Consider the following 17,625-nt stretch of genomic DNA (forward strand, 5'->3'; position numbering starts at 1 on the left):
CGCGCTGACGATACGAATTACAGGCCCGGTGTTCCGGGCGGCCTGAGCGCCGCCGGAGCCGCCGGGAGTTTTGCGCGCCCCCTCGCGCTTTTCCAAATCATGATAGTTCACGCCCGAGCTTTTACGCCCGCCGGGCAATGCACATGGCAGACCAATGACCGACACTGTTGAAACGATCGACTATTCCAAGACGCTTTACCTGCCGCAGACGGATTTCCCGATGCGCGCCGGCTTGCCGGAAAAGGAACCGCTGCTGGTCAAGCGCTGGCAGGATATGGACCTTTACGCCAAGCTGCGCGAGGCGGCCGCCGGCCGCGAAAAATACGTGCTGCATGACGGCCCGCCCTACGCCAACGGCAACATCCATATCGGCCACGCGCTGAACAAGATCCTCAAGGACGTCATCACCCGCTCGTTCCAGATGCGCGGCTATGACTCCAATTACGTGCCCGGCTGGGACTGCCACGGCCTGCCGATCGAATGGAAGATCGAGGAACAGTACCGCGCCAAGGGCAAGAACAAGGACGAGGTGCCGGTCAACGAATTTCGCAAGGAATGCCGCGACTTCGCCGCGAACTGGATCACGGTGCAGGGTGGCGAGTTCCAGCGGCTCGGCGTCGTCGGCGACTTCAAGAACCCCTATACGACGATGGCTTTCCACTCGGAGTCGCGCATCGCCGGGGAGTTGTTGAAGTTCGCCATGTCGGGCCAGCTCTATCGCGGCTCCAAGCCGGTAATGTGGAGCGTCGTCGAGCGCACCGCACTGGCCGAGGCCGAGATCGAATACCATGATTATGAGAGCGACACGATCTGGGTGAAGTTCCCGATCGTCGGCGCTGGATCAGGAAGAACTGTCACGACACCCGAGTTGGGTGGCGCTTGGGAAGCTATCAAGGAACTGAGGGATGCCCACGTCGTCATCTGGACGACAACCCCGTGGACGATCCCCGGCAACCGTGCCGTCAACTATTCGTCACGGATCGGCTACGGCCTTTATGAAGTTACCGCAGCCGAAAATTCGTTCGGTCCACAGCCCGGTGAAAAGCTGATCTTTGCAGATGCGCTTGCCGAAGACTCTTCGGCCAAGGCCAAGGTCACCTTGAATCGCCTTCGCAGCGTTTCGGTCGAAGAGCTTGGAAGCCTTACACTTTCACATCCCTTCGAAGGTCTCGGCGGCGGCTACGAATTCGCCGTGCCGATGCTGGCCGGCGATCATGTCACCGACGACGCCGGCACCGGCTTCGTCCACACCGCGCCCGGCCATGGCCGCGAGGACTTTGATGCCTGGATGGATGCGGCATCGGATTTGCGCGCACGCGGCATCGACCCTGCCATCCCCTTCACTGTAGATGATGCCGGCTTCTTCACCAGGGACGCGCCGGGTTTTGGCCCGGATCGCGAAGGCGGGGCGGCGCGCGTCATCGACGACAACGGCAAGAAGGGCAATGCCAACCAGGCGGTCATCGACGAACTGATCAAGCGCAACGCGCTGTTCGCGCGCGGCCGGCTGAAGCACAGCTATCCGCACTCGTGGCGGTCGAAGAAGCCGATCATCTTCCGCAACACGCCGCAATGGTTCGTCTATATGGACAAGGACCTCGGCGACGGCACGACGCTGCGCAGCCGTGCGCTGAAGGCGATCGATGACACACGCTTCGTGCCGGCGGCCGGCCAGAACCGTATCCGCGCCATGATCGAGGAACGCCCGGATTGGGTCTTGTCGCGCCAGCGCGCCTGGGGCGTGCCGATCGCCGTCTTTGCCGACGAGGACGGCAATGTGCTGAAGGACGATGCCGTCAACCAGCGCGTCATGGACGCATTCGAGAGGGAAGGCGCCGACGCCTGGTTCGCTGCCGGCGCCAAGGAGCGTTTCCTCGGCAATCACGATGCCTCCAAATGGAAGCAGGTGATGGACATCCTTGACGTCTGGTTCGATTCGGGCTCGACGCATGTCTTCACGCTGGAAGACCGTCCGGACCTGAAATGGCCGGCCGACGTCTATCTCGAAGGTTCCGACCAGCACCGCGGCTGGTTCCACTCCTCGCTGCTCGAAAGCTGCGGCACCAGGGGCAGGGCACCTTACGACACCGTCGTCACCCATGGCTTCACCATGGATGAGGAGGGGCGAAAGATGTCGAAATCGCTCGGCAACACCGTCGTGCCGCAAGACGTCATCAAGCAGTCCGGCGCCGACATTCTGCGGCTATGGGTGGTGACGACGGATTATTGGGAAGACCAGCGTCTCGGCAAGAACGTGCTGCAGACCAACATCGACGCCTACCGCAAGCTTCGCAACACCATCCGCTGGATGCTGGGCACGCTCGCCCATGATGATGGCGAGGAGGTGCCGCTGGACAAGATGCCGGAACTGGAGCGGCTGATGCTGCATCGGCTGGCCGAACTCGATGAGGTCGTGCGCTCGGGCTACGACGCGTTCGAGTTCAAACGCATCACCCGCACTTTGCTCGACTTCATGGTGGTCGAGCTGTCGGCCTTCTATTTCGACATCAGGAAGGACGCGCTCTATTGCGAGGGACCCGCCAGCGTGAAGCGCAAGGCCTCGGTGCAAGTGGTGCGCCACCTCTTCGACTGCCTGGTGAAATGGCTGGCCCCGATGCTGCCCTTCACTACGGAAGAAGCCTGGCTCGACCGTCATCCGGATGCTGTCTCGCTGCATCTCGACCAGTTCCCCGAGATTCCGGCCGACTGGAAGAACGAGGCGCTGGCGGAAAAATGGCGCAAGGTGCGGCAGGTTCGCCGTGTCGTCACCGGCGCGCTCGAGATCGCACGCGCTCAGAAGGTCATCGGTGCCTCGCTGGAAGCCGTGCCGGTCGTGACCCTCGACGATGCCGCGCTTGAAGCCGCGATCGCCGATGTCGACATGGCCGAAATGGCGATCACCAGCGATCTCGTCATCGCCCATGGCAAGGCGCCGGAAGGCGCCTTTGCGCTCGACGACGTCAAGGGTGTCGCGGTGGTGGTCGAAAAAGCCGAGGACCGCGGCTTGGTCAAATGCGCGCGTTCGTGGCGCTATACCGCCGATGTCGGGCAGGACGTGGAATTCCCCGACGTGTCTGCCCGCGATGCCGCCGTCCTGCATGAACTCAAGGCTCTGGGACGTTTGTGACTGCTCATAAGCCGGTGCACAAATGCCACGCCGCGTGGGCGAAAACCGCCCGCGCGTTGCCCTTAACGAGTGGTTGAGATAAACACGCGAAACTCCGGAAGACAAATTGTCGCCGGAATTCCGTCGCAAGAGCGTGGACGATGGGGACCGGGCCTTTGGCCGGTGACGATCGAGAGGCTGTCTAGAGTGGGACTTTTTGGCATGATCGACAGAACTTCCGTGCGCGTTGCGCTGCTGGCGCCGCTTGTCGCGTCCGGCCTCGCTCTGTCCGGTTGCATGGGCTCGCCTACCTACGGCACCGACAAGACGGCTGGCGAGCAGCTTGCCGGAGACCTTTCCGGCGCCTTCGCGATCACGCCCAAGCACAAGGAACAGATCGACTACAGGCCGCGTCCGGAGCTGGTAAAGCCGGCGCCGGGGCAGAAGGAAGTGCTGCCGCCGCCGCAGGAAAGCATCGAGACGGCGAGCACCGATTGGCCCGAATCGCCCGAGCAGCGCCGCGCCCGCCTGCGTGCCGACGCCACTGCCCACCAGGACGACCCGTCCTATCAGTCGGGGATCGTCGACGACGTGCAGACCGATCCGGCTTCCGTGAAGAAGGCGCTGGCGGATTCGGGCTCAAGCCACCCGCCGGCCTGGTCGCCGAAGGATTCAGACAAGGGCCGCGCCGCCGAGATCCAGCGCCGCACCGCAGAGCAAAAGCAGGGCGATCCCAACACTCGCAGATATCTGAGCGAGCCGCCTCTGGCCTATCGGGCTGCCTCCGACACGGCGCCGCAGGGCGAACTCGGCGAGGATGAATACAAGAAGGAACGCCGCCTCAAGAAGGAAGCGGCCGCCAAGGGCAAGAGCGGCGGGCTCTTCGACTGGCTGCCCTCCTGGTAGGAACCGTCGCCTTCGGTAGCTGAAGGCTCTACGTTTCGCGTCTTTCCCGAAAGAATTCCCTGAGCAGCAGCGCCGCGTCGGCCTCGGCCATGCCCGGATAGATGTCGGGCGTATGGTGGCAGGTCGGCGAAGCGAAGAAGCGCACGCCGTTGACCACCGCGCCGCCCTTCTCGTCGGCCGCGCCGAAATAGAGCCGGCGCAGCCTGGCGAAGGAAATGGCGCCTGCGCACATGGCGCAGGGTTCCAGCGTCACATAGAGGTCGTGGCCGGTCAGCCGCTCGCTGGAGAGCGTTTGGCAGGCCGCGCGGATGGCCAGCATTTCGGCATGCGCCGTCGGATCGGCAAGTTCGCGGGTGCGGTTGCCGGCGGATGCCACCACCGTGTCGCCGCTGGCGATGACGGCGCCAACCGGAACTTCTCCGCGCAAGGCGGCGGCTTGCGCCTCTTTCAGCGCCAGCGCCATGAAATCCGGCCGCTTCACGCGGTTTCCATTCCGATTATCTCCTCGCCACTTGGCGGTGATCCTGTTATGGAGCGCGTCAACCCGAATATCGGAACAGATTTTCGGAAATGATCATGCGCCAAATCAAAGTGCTATAGCGTCCTTTGCGCGTCCGAAAGGATGCGCCACGCTGTAGCAGCGCAACAAGGCAAAGGCCACATGGACGACAACGACAAGAAATCTCCGCGCCACAAAGGCCCGGGCAAAAGCGGCCCTGGAGCCGCGGGGCCGCGCCGCGATGGCGCCGCCGGCAAAAGCGGCAAACCCTCCTTCGGGGCCAAGAAACCCTATTCACCGCGAGGCGCCCGGCCCGCAGCGGCTGAGGGCGAGCGGCCCAAGCGCGATTTCAAAAGTGGCGACCGGCCATTCAGCAAAGGTCCGCGTTCCGAAGGCAAGCCCTTCGAAAAGCGCGAGGGACCGCGCAAGCCATATGCACCACGCGGTGACCGGCCGATGGCAGCCGAAGGCGAGCGCAAGCCGTATGAAAAGCGCGAAGGGCCGCGCAAACCCTATGCGCCGCGTGGGGATCGCCCTATGGCGGCCGAGGGTGAACGCAAGCCGTATGAAAAGCGCGAGGGGCCGCGCAAGCCTTATGCACCGCGCCGCGATCGGCCGGTTGCGGCCGATGGCGAGCGGCCAAAGCGCGATTTCAAGGGCGGCGATCGGCCGTTCAGCAAGGGGCCGCGTCCCGAAGGCAAGCCTTTCGAAAAGCGTGAAGGGCCGCGCAAGCCCTACGCACCGCGTGGCGATCGGCCTGCTTCCGCCGAGGGCGAAAAGCGTTTTGACCGGCCAAAGCGCGATTTTGGCGATCGCCCGCAGCGCGACGCCGGAGATCGTCCCAAGCGTGACTTCAGCGATCGCCCCAAGCGCGATTTCGGTGGTGACCGGCCGCAAGCATCTGGCGGCCCCTTCAAGCCGCGCCCGCGTCCGGCCGAGGCTGAAGAAGCCGGCGAGCGTATCGCCAAGCGGCTGGCCCGCGCCGGCCTGGCGTCGCGCCGCGACGCCGAAGACCTGATCGCGGCGGGCCGTGTCAAGGTCAACAACCGGGCTTTGACCTCGCCGGCCTTCAACGTCATGCCGGGCGACATCATCCATCTCGACGGCATGGAGATCCCGCCGATCGAGCGCACCCGCCTGTTCCTGTTTCACAAGCCGGCCGGCGTCGTTACCACCAACCGCGACCCCGAGGGCCGCAAGACCGTGTTCGACGTGCTGCCGGCCGAATTGCCACGGCTGATGACCATCGGCCGCCTCGACATCAACACCGAAGGCCTGCTGCTGCTCACCAATGATGGCGGTCTGTCGCGCGTGCTCGAACTGCCTGCCACTGGCTGGCTGCGCCGTTACCGCGTGCGCGTTCATGGCAAGGTCGAGGAAAGCATGCTCGCAGGCCTGCGTGAAGGCATTGCCGTCGACGGCGTCTTCTACGGCGCCATCGAGGCGACGCTCGATCGTGAACAAGGCACCAACGCCTGGCTGACGATCGGCCTGCGCGAAGGCAAGAACCGCGAAGTGAAGAACATCCTTGGATCGCTCGGCCTCGACGTGACGCGGCTGATCCGTATCTCCTACGGACCGTTCCAGCTCGACGATCTCGCCGAAGGCCATGTGCTGGAGATCAAGGGCCGCGTCTTGCGCGACCAGCTCGGCGAGCGACTGGTCGAGGAATCCGGCGCCAATTTCGACGCCGAGATCATCAAGCCGTTTTCCAACCAGCCGGTGCGGCGAGAGCGTGACGCGGAGCCGGAACGGCCGAAAGTCACCCGCGAGGGTGACCATCGGCCGATCGGCGAGGGCGGTCTTATCAAGAACCGCAAGCGCCGCGAAGGCAGCCGCGACGAAGCGCTCGGCAAGCTGTCGACCAGTCCCGAAAGGGGCGCGAGGCCGGAAAAGAGCTTTGGCGAACGCGGCCCGAGACCCGAGCGCAGCGAGTTTTCGGACAAGCCGCGCAGCGAGTTTCGCGAAAAGCCGCGCGGCGATTTTGGCGACAAGCCCCGTGGAGGCTTCGGCGACAAGCCGCGCGGCGCCTTTGGTGACAAACCGCGCGGCGGCAAGAAGCCCGAGCGCGAGCAGCGGCCGATCGATCCGCCGGGCCAGCGCAAGGCTAATGTCTGGATGGCGCCGGGCGCGCGTCCGATCGGCAAGGGCAGGGCGGAAGCCGATGCCGCCAAGGCGGCTGAGGCCAAGGCGCGCAAGGCGTCGTTCAAGCCGTCCTATGGCAAGCCGGCCTATGGCAAGCCGGGCGGAGCCAAGCCGTTCGGCAAGCCGGGTGGCGAGCGTCCGGATGGCGGTCGGGGCGGCGAGCGGCCACGCAACGGTCCCAAGGGCCCGAGGACCAGATGATGCCGGGACTTAAATGAGATCTGGCCTTAAATGAGACCCGGGCATAAATGAGAATCGTCGGCGGCCAATTTCGCGGGCGTCCGCTGGCGACGCCGCGCGACCATGCCATCCGCCCGACGACCGACCGCGCCCGCGAGGCCGTCTTCAACGTGCTGGCGCACCGCTTTGCCGACAAGCTCGACGGCGCGCGTGTGCTCGACCTTTTCGCCGGCACCGGCGCTCTCGGCCTCGAAGCGCTGTCGCGCGGCGCTTCCTATGGCGTCTTTATCGAAGAATCGGCCGAAGGACGCGGCCTGATCCGCACCAATGTCGAAGCTTTTGGCCTTACCGGCCGCACCAAGATCTTCCGCCGCGACGCGACCGCCCTGGGTGAGGCCGGTACGCTTGCGGCATTCGGCCTGGTCTTCGCCGATCCGCCCTATGGCAAGGGCCTTGGCGAGCGCGCCCTGCGCTCGGCCAGGGATGGCGGCTGGTTGCTGCCCGGCGCGCTCTGCGTGGTCGAGGAAGCCGCCTCGGCGCCCTTCGAGATTGGGCCGGAATTCTCGGTGGTTGATGAACGAAACTACGGCGAGACGGTGGTCCGGTTCATCGAGCTTGCGTAAGGGTGGAGCGACCGGCGCCTTCAAAATGACGCACAATTCACTTTGCCTCCGCGGCTAACCTTGCCTATCGTCGCGCGATAACAACCGGAGCCATCAATGACATTTCATACTGAATGGCTGCGGAGAGCCTTGCTCGCCACCGCGCTGACCATGGCCGGCCCGGCCCTGGCCGCGGACGATGGCAAGGTGGCCAACTTCCTGCTCGACAATGGCATGGAGGTGGTGGTCATTCCCGATCACCGCGCCCCCATCGTCACCCATATGGTGTGGTACAAGATCGGCAGCGCCGACGAGCCGCCAGGCAAGTCCGGCATAGCGCACTTCTTCGAACACCTGATGTTCAAGGCCACGACCAACCACGCCGCGGGCGAGTTCGACCGCGCCATATCGGCCATCGGCGGCTCCAACAACGCCTTCACCTCCTATGACTACACTGCCTTCCACGAGACGGTGGCGCCCTCGGCACTCGGTGAGATGATGAGCTTCGAGGCCGATCGCATGCGCAACCTCATCTTGACCGACGAGGTCATCAAGACCGAGCGCGACGTGATCCTGGAAGAGCGCCGCGCGCGCATCGACAGCAATCCGCAGGCGGTGCTCGACGAAGAGGTCGACGCGACGCTCTGGCAGAACCAGCCCTACCGCATTCCGGTGATCGGCTGGATGCAGGAGATGGAGCAGTTGAACCGCACCGATGCGGTTGCCTTCTATGACAAATACTACCGCCCCAACAATGCGGTGCTGATCGTGGCCGGCGATGTCGAGCCGGAGGTCGTGAAGGCGCTGGCCGAAAAAACCTATGGCAAGGTCGCGCGCGGTCCCGACCTGCCCCCGCGCATCCGCCCGGTCGAGCCGGAGCAGAACACCAAGCGCACGGTGACGCTCACCGATGGGCGCGTTTCGGTGCCGAGCTTTTCGACGCAATGGGTGGTTCCGTCCTACCACACGGCAAAACCCGGCGAGGCCGAGGCGCTCGACCTGCTGGGAGAGATCCTTGGCGGCGGCAGCCGCAGCAGGCTCTACCAGCAACTCGTGGTCAAGCAAGGCATCGCATCGGCGACCGGCGCGTTCTTCCAGGGTACGATGCTCGACGCCACCAATTTCACCGTCTATGGCGCGCCGCGCGGCGACGCCAAGCTGAGCGACGTCGAGGCGGCCGTCGACGCCGAGATCGCCCGCATCGTCAAGGACGGCGTCACCGCCGATGAGCTGGAGAAGGCCAAGGCCCGCTATATCAGGGCCATGATCTTCGCCCGCGACAAGCAGGACGAGATGGCCAATCTCTACGGCGCCGAGCTCGCCACCGGCGGCAACGTCAGGGATATCGAGGAATGGCCGGAACGCATTCGCAAGGTCACCGCCGATGAGATAAAGGCGGTCGCCGCACGCTATCTGCTGCTCGATCGTACGACGACCGGCTATCTCTTGCCGCAGCAACAGGCGGGGAATTGATGATGACGAGATTGAGCGTTAGCGCTGCCCCTCACCTGCCTGCCGGCATCCTCTCCCCCTATAGTGACGGGGAGAGGGGCGCTGTCATCGTCGATTTCGCCAACCATCAGCGTCGTAAGAAGAGCGCCAGCGTCGCGGCGAGACCCCTTCTCCCCGTCACTATACGGGGAGAAGTGCCCGGCAGCGCGATGAGGGGCGGAGCTGACCTTGGCGATCAATGGCCTGATGGGATTACTCATAGGCGCATCGCGGTTCTCCACGTCTTCGCCACACTGTTCCTCGGCATCTTCTTCCTCATCCTGCCGGCGCTTGCCGCGCACGCGATGGACATTCAGCCGGTGACCTCATCGAAAGGCGTCAACGCCTGGCTGGTCGAGGACCACTCCATTCCGATCGTCGCCATCCGCTTCGTCTTCGATGGCGGCTCGACGCAGGATCCGGCGGGGCGGGAAGGGCTGGTCAATCTGATGACCGGCCTATTCGACGAGGGCGCCGGCGACCTCGACAGCGAGGCCTTCCAGATCAAGCTTGACGATGCCGGCGCCGAAATGGGCTTCGAAGCGGCGCGCGACGGCACCTATGGCGCGATGCGGATGCTGGCCGAGCAGAAGGATGCGGCCTTCGACCTGCTCAGGCTGGCGGTCACCAGCCCGCGCTTCGACCAGGCGCCGATCGACCGTATCCGCGCCCAGATCCTGTCCGGCATCATCGCCAATGAGCGTGACCCCAACACCGTCGCGCAAACCAAATGGCTGCGCGCCATCTATGGCGACCATCCGTATTCCAGGCCCGACCAGGGCACCAAGGACAGCATCGCCACCATCACGGCAGCGGATCTGGCTGCCTTCCACAAGGCCAATTTCGCCCGCAGCGGCCTGCATGTTGCAGTGGTCGGCGACATAGATGCCGCGACGCTGAAACGGAAGCTCGATGAGGTCTTCGGCGATCTGCCGGAAAAGCAGGTGCTGCAACCGGTTGCCGATACCGAGCTGAAGCTCGGCCAGCAGCTCGAGGTCGACTACGACCTGCCGCAGACCTCGCTGCAGTTTGCCTACCCCGGTGTGAAGCGCGATGCGCCGGATTTCTTCCCCGCGGTGCTGATGAACCAGATTCTCGGCGGCGGCACCTTCACCTCGCGCCTCTATGACGAGGTGCGGGAAAAGCGCGGCTTGGCCTACTCCGTCGATTCCAACCTGGTCGACCACCAGCATTCCAATGCGCTGATCATCACCACGGCGACGCGTTCCGACCGCGCCGCCGAGACGCTCGCCATCGTCAAGGAGGTGGTCAAGAAGATGGCGCAGGAGGGGCCGACCGAGGCCGAGCTGGACGCGACCAAGAAATACATGGTCGGCTCCTATGCTATCAGCAATCTGGATTCTTCCAGCGCCATTGCCGCGACCCTGGTGGAATTGCAGCTCGACAATCTCGGCATCGACTACGTGCAGCGCCGCGCGGCGCTCATCAACGGCGTGACGCTCGATCAGGTCAAGGCAGCGGCGAAGAAGCTGCTGACGCCGGCGCCCGCGATCATGAGCATCGGGCCGAAGCTGGAGGCCAAATGACAGGTCCGACTTTCGGTATCGCCTTTGGCGGCGGCGGCGCGCGCGGCCTCGCCCATATCCACATCGTCGAGGCGCTGGACGAGCTCGGCATCAAGCCCGTGGCCATCGCCGGCTCCTCGATCGGCGCCATCATGGGCGCCGGCATGGCCTCGGGCATGAGCGGAAAGGACATCGAGGACTACGCCCGCTCGATCCTCGGCCGCCGCGCCGAGGTGGCGGCGCGCATGTGGCGCTCGCGTCCCGGCACCATCGCCGAGGCGATGCAGGGCGGCATCCGCGTCAGCCAGTTCAACATAGAGCGCATCTTGAAGGCGTTCCTGCCGGAAGCCATCCCGGAAACCTTCGCCGAGCTGATGATCCCGCTCAAGGTGACGGCGACGGACTATTTCGGTCACAAGCTGGCCGTCTTCGACGAGGGCGACCTGCATTCGGCGCTCGCCGCCTCGGCTGCCATTCCCGCCGTGTTCCGCCCGGTGACGCGCGACGACCGCGTGCTGATCGACGGCGGCATCTACAATCCGGTGCCGTTCGACCTCATCGAAGACGCCGCCGACATCATCATCGCGATCGACGTCGTCGGTGCGCCGAGCGAGGCCGAGCGCAAGCACCCGACCACCGTCGATCTGATGTACGGCGCCACGCAATTGATGATGCAGTCGATCATCGCCCACAAGCTGAACCAGCGCCCCCCCGACATACTGATCCGCCCGCCAGTGTCAAAATACCGCGTGCTCGATTTCATGAAGATCGACACGCTGCTTGCCGAGACGCAGGAGGTCAAGGACGAACTGAAGCGCGAGGTGGAAAGAGTGGTCGAGGCGCATGCCAAGGGCAAGCGGGGGAAGAAAGCAGGGTGAGCTGCCGATCTCCCCCCTCGAGGGGGAGATGGCCGGCGGACCAGAGGGGGTCGTCTCGCGTGAAGCTCGACCTCCTACGGTCGATAGGAGGTTGCGTCAGGACGGACCGACCGCCTCTGTCGCCTTCGGCGACATCTCCCCTCAAGGGGAGATTACCCACCAGCGTCTCACACCCTCCCAGCCGCATATTCCAGCGCCACCACGCCATTGCTGAACTGTACGGTCGAGATCGGCTCCAACGCCACCGGCATATCGGGCGGGAACAGCTTCTTGCCCTCCCCGACGGAGCCAGGGTAGCTCAGCAGCCTGACGCGATCGACCAGACCATGGCGCAGCAATTCCCGCGCGACGCTCAGGCTGCCATGCACATAGATGTTGCCGCCGCTGCCTTGCTTCAGCGCCCGAACCGCTTCCGGCAACACACCCTTCAGCAACTCGGCCGGTTTCCAGTCGAGTGCCTTCGGGCTTGTCGACGCGACATATTTCGGCAGCGCATTGAACCGGTCGGCGAAGTCTCCGGTTTCCTTGGGCCAAGAGCCGGCAAAAATCTCGTAGGTCGTGCGCCCCAGAAGCATGGCCCCGCTGTCGGCAAGCTCGTCCTCCTTGAACCTTTGCATCTCATCGTTCCAGGTCACGCTGGGCAGCTTCTCGACCTCGGCGATGCCATCGATGCTGATGAACTCGGTGATAATAAGGTTTCTCATGGCGCGCTCCTTCTTCTGTCAAAGGACGAACCGTGTGAGCCTTTTGCGACCGCTCTGCGAAAAAAAAGCGCTTTGTTGAGCAGGCGTTGCTGTCGGGCGCTGGCCCATCGCGCTTAAAGGGGGGGCGCTTCGGACACCATCGACAAACGCCAGAACGACCACACACGGAGCAACGCAGTAAACCAGTCTCGCTCTGCGGCCCGTCTTCGTCACAGCGTCGCTTGCGTCGAGATCGACGGTGATGTCCTCATAGCCCAGCACTTCGCCATCAAGCGGGTAGGCGGCCTTGTAGACAGCTTCCTTCGCGGCAAAAAGGATGCGACCGGCAAGACACAAGTCGGTTGCGTCGATCCGGTCAGCGGGGACTGCAACCAGCGCGAAGATGTCGTCGGGCAGGGGCAAAGCGGGCTCGATATCGATGCCGAGCGAGGCGACGTGGGAGAGCGGCGCGACGGCCGCCACGGCTATCTCGTCGTCGTGAGCCAGCGACCCCGTTACTCCATGAGGCCATACCGGTGCGCCGGAGGAGCCGCGGAGGATAGCGACGTCGTTCAAGCCCATATCCGCCAGCAGCTCGTGCGCGATCCACCGCGCCGCGCCACTCGCCCGCCGCATCAGCGGCAGGCGTGACGGGATGGAGCGTGCTTCCTGCGGCAGCAAATGGTTCTCATCGCCTTCGCGGATCGTGCGGCATCCGATCCGAACGCCGGCCGGTGCCATGGCGGCCATCGCCGCCAGCAACTGCGCCGACAGGCTGGCACCGGCATCGAGCCGGCGCGTCATGGCTGTTCGCCCCGCAGAGCGAGGTCGGCGATCATTTCCCCGTCCTCGTCGGGCCCTTCTTCGACGAAACCGGCAGCGCGATAGAGGCGGCGTGCCGCTTCATTCCCAGGTTCGTAGCAGATCGAAACGTGGCTGATGTGGCCGAGCCGCATGATTTCATCCAGCACTTCGCGCAAAGCGGCCTTGCCGTAGCCTTGGCCCTGATGGACGCGATCGATCATGAAGCGGTAGATCCGCGCCTCGTCGTCGTCCTGCGGCGCCTCGTACATCAGGAAACCGATGACGCGATCCCCTGCCATGACGACGCGCGGCCGAGCGTCCCCGTCGCTTTCGGCTTCGTCCAGCGACTCCGCATTGCTGGCGACGAAATCCATCTGATCCGCAGCCAGTTCCAGAGCCGCGACCAGGGCCCGGTTGGCCCCGGTCACCGAAACGAGGCGGATGTCTGCGCTCATCAAGCCGTTGCCTTGACGCTATCCTCCGGCACCGGCGTGACGAAGCGATGCAGCTTGGCCGGGTTGCCCCGCCAGATCGAGTTGGGCTCCAGCTCTTCGCCCTTCATCACGAAGGAGTCCGCATCGACCATCGAGCCTTTGCCCATCACCACGCCGTAGTGGACAAAGGCGGAAGGCCCGAGCGTGCAGCCATCGCAGATGCGGATGAAATCGGACTTGAACGCGCCTTCTTCCAGCGAATGGGCCTGGATCACGCAGCCCTCGTTGAGCGTGACGTCGTCGCCGATCTCGACCAGCGAACGCTCGGTCAAATTGCTGCCGCCGTCATAGACCCGGCTGCCGACCTTGACGCCGAGCAGGCGCAGGATCATCGGCCGGAACGGCGTGCCGGCGAACAGGCGCACGATCGGCGAATCCGCCAGCTTCCAGTGGCGTTCGTGGCGCCAGAAGGCGACGTCGTAGATCGTCGTCATCTGCGGCTTTAACCGGCCAAAGCCAAGGCTTGCCCGCTCGACCAGAATGTAGAACGGAATGGTGATCGCCGAGGTCAAAAGCACAGCGGCGAACAGGGCGACCTCCGCCCATTCCGTATAGTAGTTCAGCGCCCGGTCCCAGATCGCCAGCGTGACGAACAGCATGACCCATTGCGTTGCCAGGAACAGAAGAATGGTCACCAGGTTGTGGCGGTTCTTGTGCGGGATGCGCCGGCGCCGGTCGGCCTCGTCGACGCCGGCGATAAGCTCCTTGTCGCGGTTCACCATGCGCGGGATTTCAAACGCAGGCGAACCGAGAAGGCCGACATTCTCGCGCACCGGCCCATCGATGGGGATCATCACCTTGGTGCCGAGCAGCACGTTGTCGCCGGTGCGGCCGTCCGGGGGATAATAGATGTTGTTGCCGAGATAGTTGCGTTCGCCGATGCGCGTCGGCTCGAGCCTGAAGGCCGAGGCGGACTTGTGCATGTTGATCATGAACAGCCCGTCCGAGACCATGGTCTCGGTGCCGATCTCGCACAGAAGCGGATTTTCGTGCTGCTGGTTGGAGCCGAAATTGGAGCCGGTCTGCACCACTCTGTTGAGGTTCCAGCCGATGGCGCGCATGTAGTGCACGATGGCCGAGCTGTCGCCGGCCAGGAGCCCGAGCACGCGGGAATTGCTGGCGAATTCGGCGACGGTCTGCAGCCAGTAGCGGAAACCGTAAAGCGTGTAGGTGCGGCCCGGCTTCAAGATGAGGCTGGTCAGGCGCGGCACCAGCGTCGCTGCCAGGAAAGCCGCCGCGATATAGCCGAAAAGCGTGACCGTGGTGCCGATTGCGACAAGGCCGATCGTCTCCTGATAGTCGTCGCCGACATATTCCCAGTAGCTGTGGAACAGGAGCGGCAGCGGGGTGACGAGGCCAAACAGGCCGATCAGCTGCAGCGCTTCATAGAGGAAGCGCCGGACCTGGTAAGGATTGACATTGCGCACCTTGCAATAGTCCGCCGTGGTCGGCACCGCCGGCGATCCATGCCAGTGCTCGCCGTCGGGAATGCTTTGCCCGCGATGCAGCGAGGACGAATGGCCGAGCTGGGCGCCGTTGCCGATCCTGGTGTCGATGTCGAGCGTGGAGCCGACGCCAACGAAGGCATCGCGGCCGATGGTCAGCGGCCCGGTGTGGATATAACCGGACTGGGCCCTGAAGCCGAGGATCATCGATTCCTTGCGCAGGATGGTGTTGGCGCCGATGGAAATAAGATCCGTGCAGACGGGCACGGACTTCGATTCGATGACGGCGTTTTTGCCCAGCTTGGTGCCGAGCAGCTGCAGATAGAGGCTGTAGAGCGGGCTACCGCGGAACAGCACGACGGGTGCGGTGCGGATCAACGTCTTGACCACCCAGAAGCGGAAGTAGCGCACGCCCCAGATCGGAAACGCCTCGGCCTTCCAGCGGCCGATGAGCACCCATTTCGCAATGACGGCAAAGCCCGACATGCCGAAGAACACGGCCGCCGAAAGCGCCACGCACCGGATATAGAGCTGCAGCGGATCGTCGAGCGCGTCATACATCCAGTTGAGGCCGTCATTGATCGCCCAGAGCGCCACGTAGCTGTAGAGGCCGTAGAACGAAAGCTGCGCCGCGCCGCAGGTCCAGTAGGCGAAATTCGAGGCCCGGCGGGTGAGGACCGGCTCGTTGGTGGCCGTCGTCATCTCCACGCCCAGATGCAGCGCCAGGCGCGCCACTGTAGGATAGAGATAGATGTCGCGCATCGACGTCGTCGCCCATTCCTTCCTGGTGCGCACGCGCGCGCAGAAATGCGCCATCAGCAAGGAATTGGCTCCGAGATCGTCGAAGAAGTGGTCCTCGACCGACACCGCGTCGAATTTCAGCACCGTTGCCAGCGCTTCCGCCAGGAATCGCTCGTCCTCATTGCCGGGCGGCACCATCGTGCGATCGGCCGAAAGCCGGACGCTCGTCGGCTTCGGCAGTTGGCGCAGGTCTACCTTGTTGGAGACGGTCATCGGGATGGCGGGCAGCTCCTCCAGATAGGCGGGCACCATATAGTCCGGCAGCCGCCGCTTCATCGTCTGGGCGAGATCTCCTCGGGAAATCGCCGCTACGCCGGTTTTAAGCGCGTAATAGGCAACCAGTTCGACGCGGCCGGGCTCGATCTCCCAGGTGGTGACGGCGGCCTGCGCGATCTCGGGCTGGTCGAGCAGCACCGCCTCGATCTCGCCGAGCTCGATGCGATATCCGCGAATCTTCACCTGCGTGTCGATGCGCCCGGCATACTCGATCTCGCCGCTATCGTTGATCCGGCCAAGATCGCCGGTGCGGTAGATGCGCTGCGACGGGTTGTTCGGCAGGCCGACGAAATCGGCGATGAATTTCTGGTCGGTCAGGTCCGGCCTGTTCAGATAACCGACGGCGAGCCCGATGCCGGCAATGCCGATCTCGCCCAGTTCACCGGGCTCGGCAAGTTGCGGCAGCGAAGCGTCGAGAATGACGATCGAGTAAGTCGGCAACGGCGCGCCGATTGTGACGGGACGGTCCGGCGTCAGCGCCCCCATCGTTGCGGTGACGGTCGCCTCGGTCGGCCCGTAGGTGTTGAGGATCTGCCGGCCCGGCTTCGACCAGCGCACCACCAGATTGTGGGGGCAGGCCTCGCCGCCCACCAAAAGCGTGCGCAGGCTGGGCACATCCGATGTCATCGATGACAACAATGTCGGGCTGCAGGCCATGCAGGTGATGTCATGGAGGCGCAGGAAATCCGCCAGTTCCTCGCCCACCAGCGGCATCTGGCCAGGTGCCGGCACCACCGTCGCGCCGGCGACGAACGGCACCCAGATCTCTTCGGAGGAAAAGTCGAAGGCAATGGTCATGCCCTGATAGACCCGGTCGCCCGGCCGGTAGCCATAGGAGGCGGCGGCGACGTGTATGAAATTGACGAAACTCTGGTGCGTGATGACCACGCCCTTGGGCTTGCCGGTGGTGCCCGAGGTATAGAGGATGTAGCAGATGTCGTCGTTCGCCTGCTGCTTCAGCGGCGCGGGCGACTGTGTGGAGATGTCGGCGGCGGCGCTGTCGATCAGTACATGGGGAACGGGCAGTTGACCGGCGCGCGACGCATAGGCGGCGATGGTGACGATCATGCTGACGCCGGCGTCTTCGATGATCAGCGCCATCCGCTCCTGCGGAAACGCGGTGGCCAGCGGCACGAAGGCAGCCCCCGCCTTCATCACCGCCAGCAACGCCACATAGGTCTCCGCCGACCGGTCGAGAATGAGCCCGACCCGGTGGCCCGGCCGCACGCCGTGCTTGATCAGCATGCGGGCGAACTGGTTGGCGCGGCTGTTCAGCTCCTGATAGGTCCACACGCGCCCGTCGGAGATCACCGCCGGCAACGTGGCGAATGTCACGGCGAGCTGCTCGAACACCGTATCGAGCCGCTCACCCGGCTGCAGGGCAAAGTCGGCGCCCGTCAGGACCTGGCCGTCCCTTGTCGGGCCGCGAGCGATCCGTGCCAGCGCATCGATGCCTGGCAGGCCGCCGATCGGCATTGCCGCGTCGCTGTCCAGTTCGGCGATATCGTAGTCCATGTCCATACTTTCTCGTCCTCGCCGGGCATCGCCCGGCTGTTCATGCCGCCGCTGGAGCAGGCACTGCGCCGCCGCTGCGATTTTGTTGGTGGAGGGCTTCCAAAAAGGAAGTGCCCGGAATCCCGACGGGGAAGCTTATGCCACCCGATCTTTTCGCCGGTTTTTCCGAACTGTTGAATTTTGTTTCTGGAGTGTGTCTGGGCNGAAGCTTATGCCACCCGATCTTTTCGCCGGTTTTTCCGAACTGTTGAATTTTGTTTCTGGAGTGTGTCTG

At 64.2% G+C, this 17,625-nt stretch carries 12 protein-coding genes; 7 read left to right on the forward strand and 5 right to left on the reverse strand.

What is annotated here, in order from left to right:
* Nucleotides 1-154: 154 nt before the first annotated feature.
* Together ileS and X751_RS143245 are read left to right on the forward strand one after the other, a co-directional pair.
* On the forward strand, nucleotides 155-3,127 hold the full coding sequence (gene ileS / locus X751_RS143250) for an isoleucine--tRNA ligase (RefSeq protein ID WP_023745466.1): 2,973 nt from the start codon (nucleotides 155-157) through the stop codon (nucleotides 3,125-3,127).
* A 201-nt stretch (nucleotides 3,128-3,328) separates the two neighbouring features.
* A complete protein-coding gene (locus X751_RS143245; RefSeq protein ID WP_023682973.1) occupies nucleotides 3,329-4,012 on the forward strand; it encodes a hypothetical protein in 684 nt (227 codons plus the stop codon).
* Between the two features lie 28 nt (nucleotides 4,013-4,040).
* On the opposite strand, the gene X751_RS143240 is transcribed toward X751_RS143245, so the two are convergent.
* On the reverse strand, nucleotides 4,041-4,493 hold the full coding sequence (locus tag X751_RS143240) for a nucleoside deaminase (protein ID WP_023694762.1): 453 nt from the start codon (nucleotides 4,491-4,493) through the stop codon (nucleotides 4,041-4,043).
* Nucleotides 4,494-4,673: 180 nt separating this feature from the next.
* On the opposite strand from X751_RS143240, the gene X751_RS143235 reads away from it, so the two are divergent.
* The 5 genes from X751_RS143235 to X751_RS143215 all read left to right on the forward strand — a co-directional run bounded on the left by X751_RS143235 (nucleotide 4,674) and on the right by X751_RS143215 (nucleotide 11,333).
* The gene (locus tag X751_RS143235; RefSeq protein WP_023705740.1) at nucleotides 4,674-6,857 is read left to right on the forward strand and encodes a pseudouridine synthase; all 2,184 of its coding nucleotides are present in this window, start codon (nucleotides 4,674-4,676) and stop codon (nucleotides 6,855-6,857) included.
* A 47-nt stretch (nucleotides 6,858-6,904) separates the two neighbouring features.
* Nucleotides 6,905-7,459, forward strand: coding sequence for a 16S rRNA (guanine(966)-N(2))-methyltransferase RsmD (gene rsmD, locus X751_RS143230; protein ID WP_023671544.1), 555 nt, complete (start codon nucleotides 6,905-6,907; stop codon nucleotides 7,457-7,459).
* 96 nt (nucleotides 7,460-7,555) lie between these two features.
* Nucleotides 7,556-8,911 (forward strand): pitrilysin family protein, encoded by a 1,356-nt coding sequence (locus tag X751_RS143225; RefSeq protein WP_023824515.1) that lies wholly within the window; start codon nucleotides 7,556-7,558, stop codon nucleotides 8,909-8,911.
* A 188-nt stretch (nucleotides 8,912-9,099) separates the two neighbouring features.
* Nucleotides 9,100-10,476: a pitrilysin family protein gene (locus X751_RS143220; protein WP_031247162.1), complete on the forward strand. Its 1,377-nt coding sequence runs from the start codon at nucleotides 9,100-9,102 to the stop codon at nucleotides 10,474-10,476.
* The gene (locus tag X751_RS143215; RefSeq protein ID WP_023694766.1) at nucleotides 10,473-11,333 is read left to right on the forward strand and encodes a patatin-like phospholipase family protein; all 861 of its coding nucleotides are present in this window, start codon (nucleotides 10,473-10,475) and stop codon (nucleotides 11,331-11,333) included. Before X751_RS143220 ends, X751_RS143215 begins: the two co-directional genes overlap by 4 nt.
* A 167-nt stretch (nucleotides 11,334-11,500) precedes the next feature.
* Here X751_RS143215 and X751_RS143210 read toward each other — a convergent pair whose 3' ends face one another.
* Genes X751_RS143210 through X751_RS143195 form a run of 4 tightly spaced genes read right to left on the reverse strand, consistent with a single transcriptional unit; the run spans nucleotide 11,501 to nucleotide 17,357 of the window.
* The gene (locus X751_RS143210) at nucleotides 11,501-12,037 is read right to left on the reverse strand and encodes a dihydrofolate reductase family protein (protein ID WP_023697685.1); all 537 of its coding nucleotides are present in this window, start codon (nucleotides 12,035-12,037) and stop codon (nucleotides 11,501-11,503) included.
* 18 nt (nucleotides 12,038-12,055) lie between these two features.
* Nucleotides 12,056-12,820: a 4'-phosphopantetheinyl transferase superfamily protein gene (locus X751_RS143205; protein ID WP_023745470.1), complete on the reverse strand. Its 765-nt coding sequence runs from the start codon at nucleotides 12,818-12,820 to the stop codon at nucleotides 12,056-12,058.
* A complete protein-coding gene (locus tag X751_RS143200; RefSeq protein WP_023745471.1) occupies nucleotides 12,817-13,275 on the reverse strand; it encodes a GNAT family N-acetyltransferase in 459 nt (152 codons plus the stop codon). Before X751_RS143200 ends, X751_RS143205 begins: the two co-directional genes overlap by 4 nt.
* Entirely contained in the window at nucleotides 13,275-17,357 is a 4,083-nt protein-coding gene (locus X751_RS143195) for a Pls/PosA family non-ribosomal peptide synthetase (protein ID WP_023745472.1), read from the reverse strand. The genes X751_RS143200 and X751_RS143195 overlap by 1 nt, the downstream gene beginning before the upstream one ends.
* Nucleotides 17,358-17,625 lie beyond the last annotated feature (268 nt).

It is taken from the genome of Mesorhizobium sp. LNJC394B00 (assembly GCF_000502555.1).
In the GTDB taxonomy this organism is placed as follows: domain Bacteria; phylum Pseudomonadota; class Alphaproteobacteria; order Rhizobiales; family Rhizobiaceae; genus Mesorhizobium.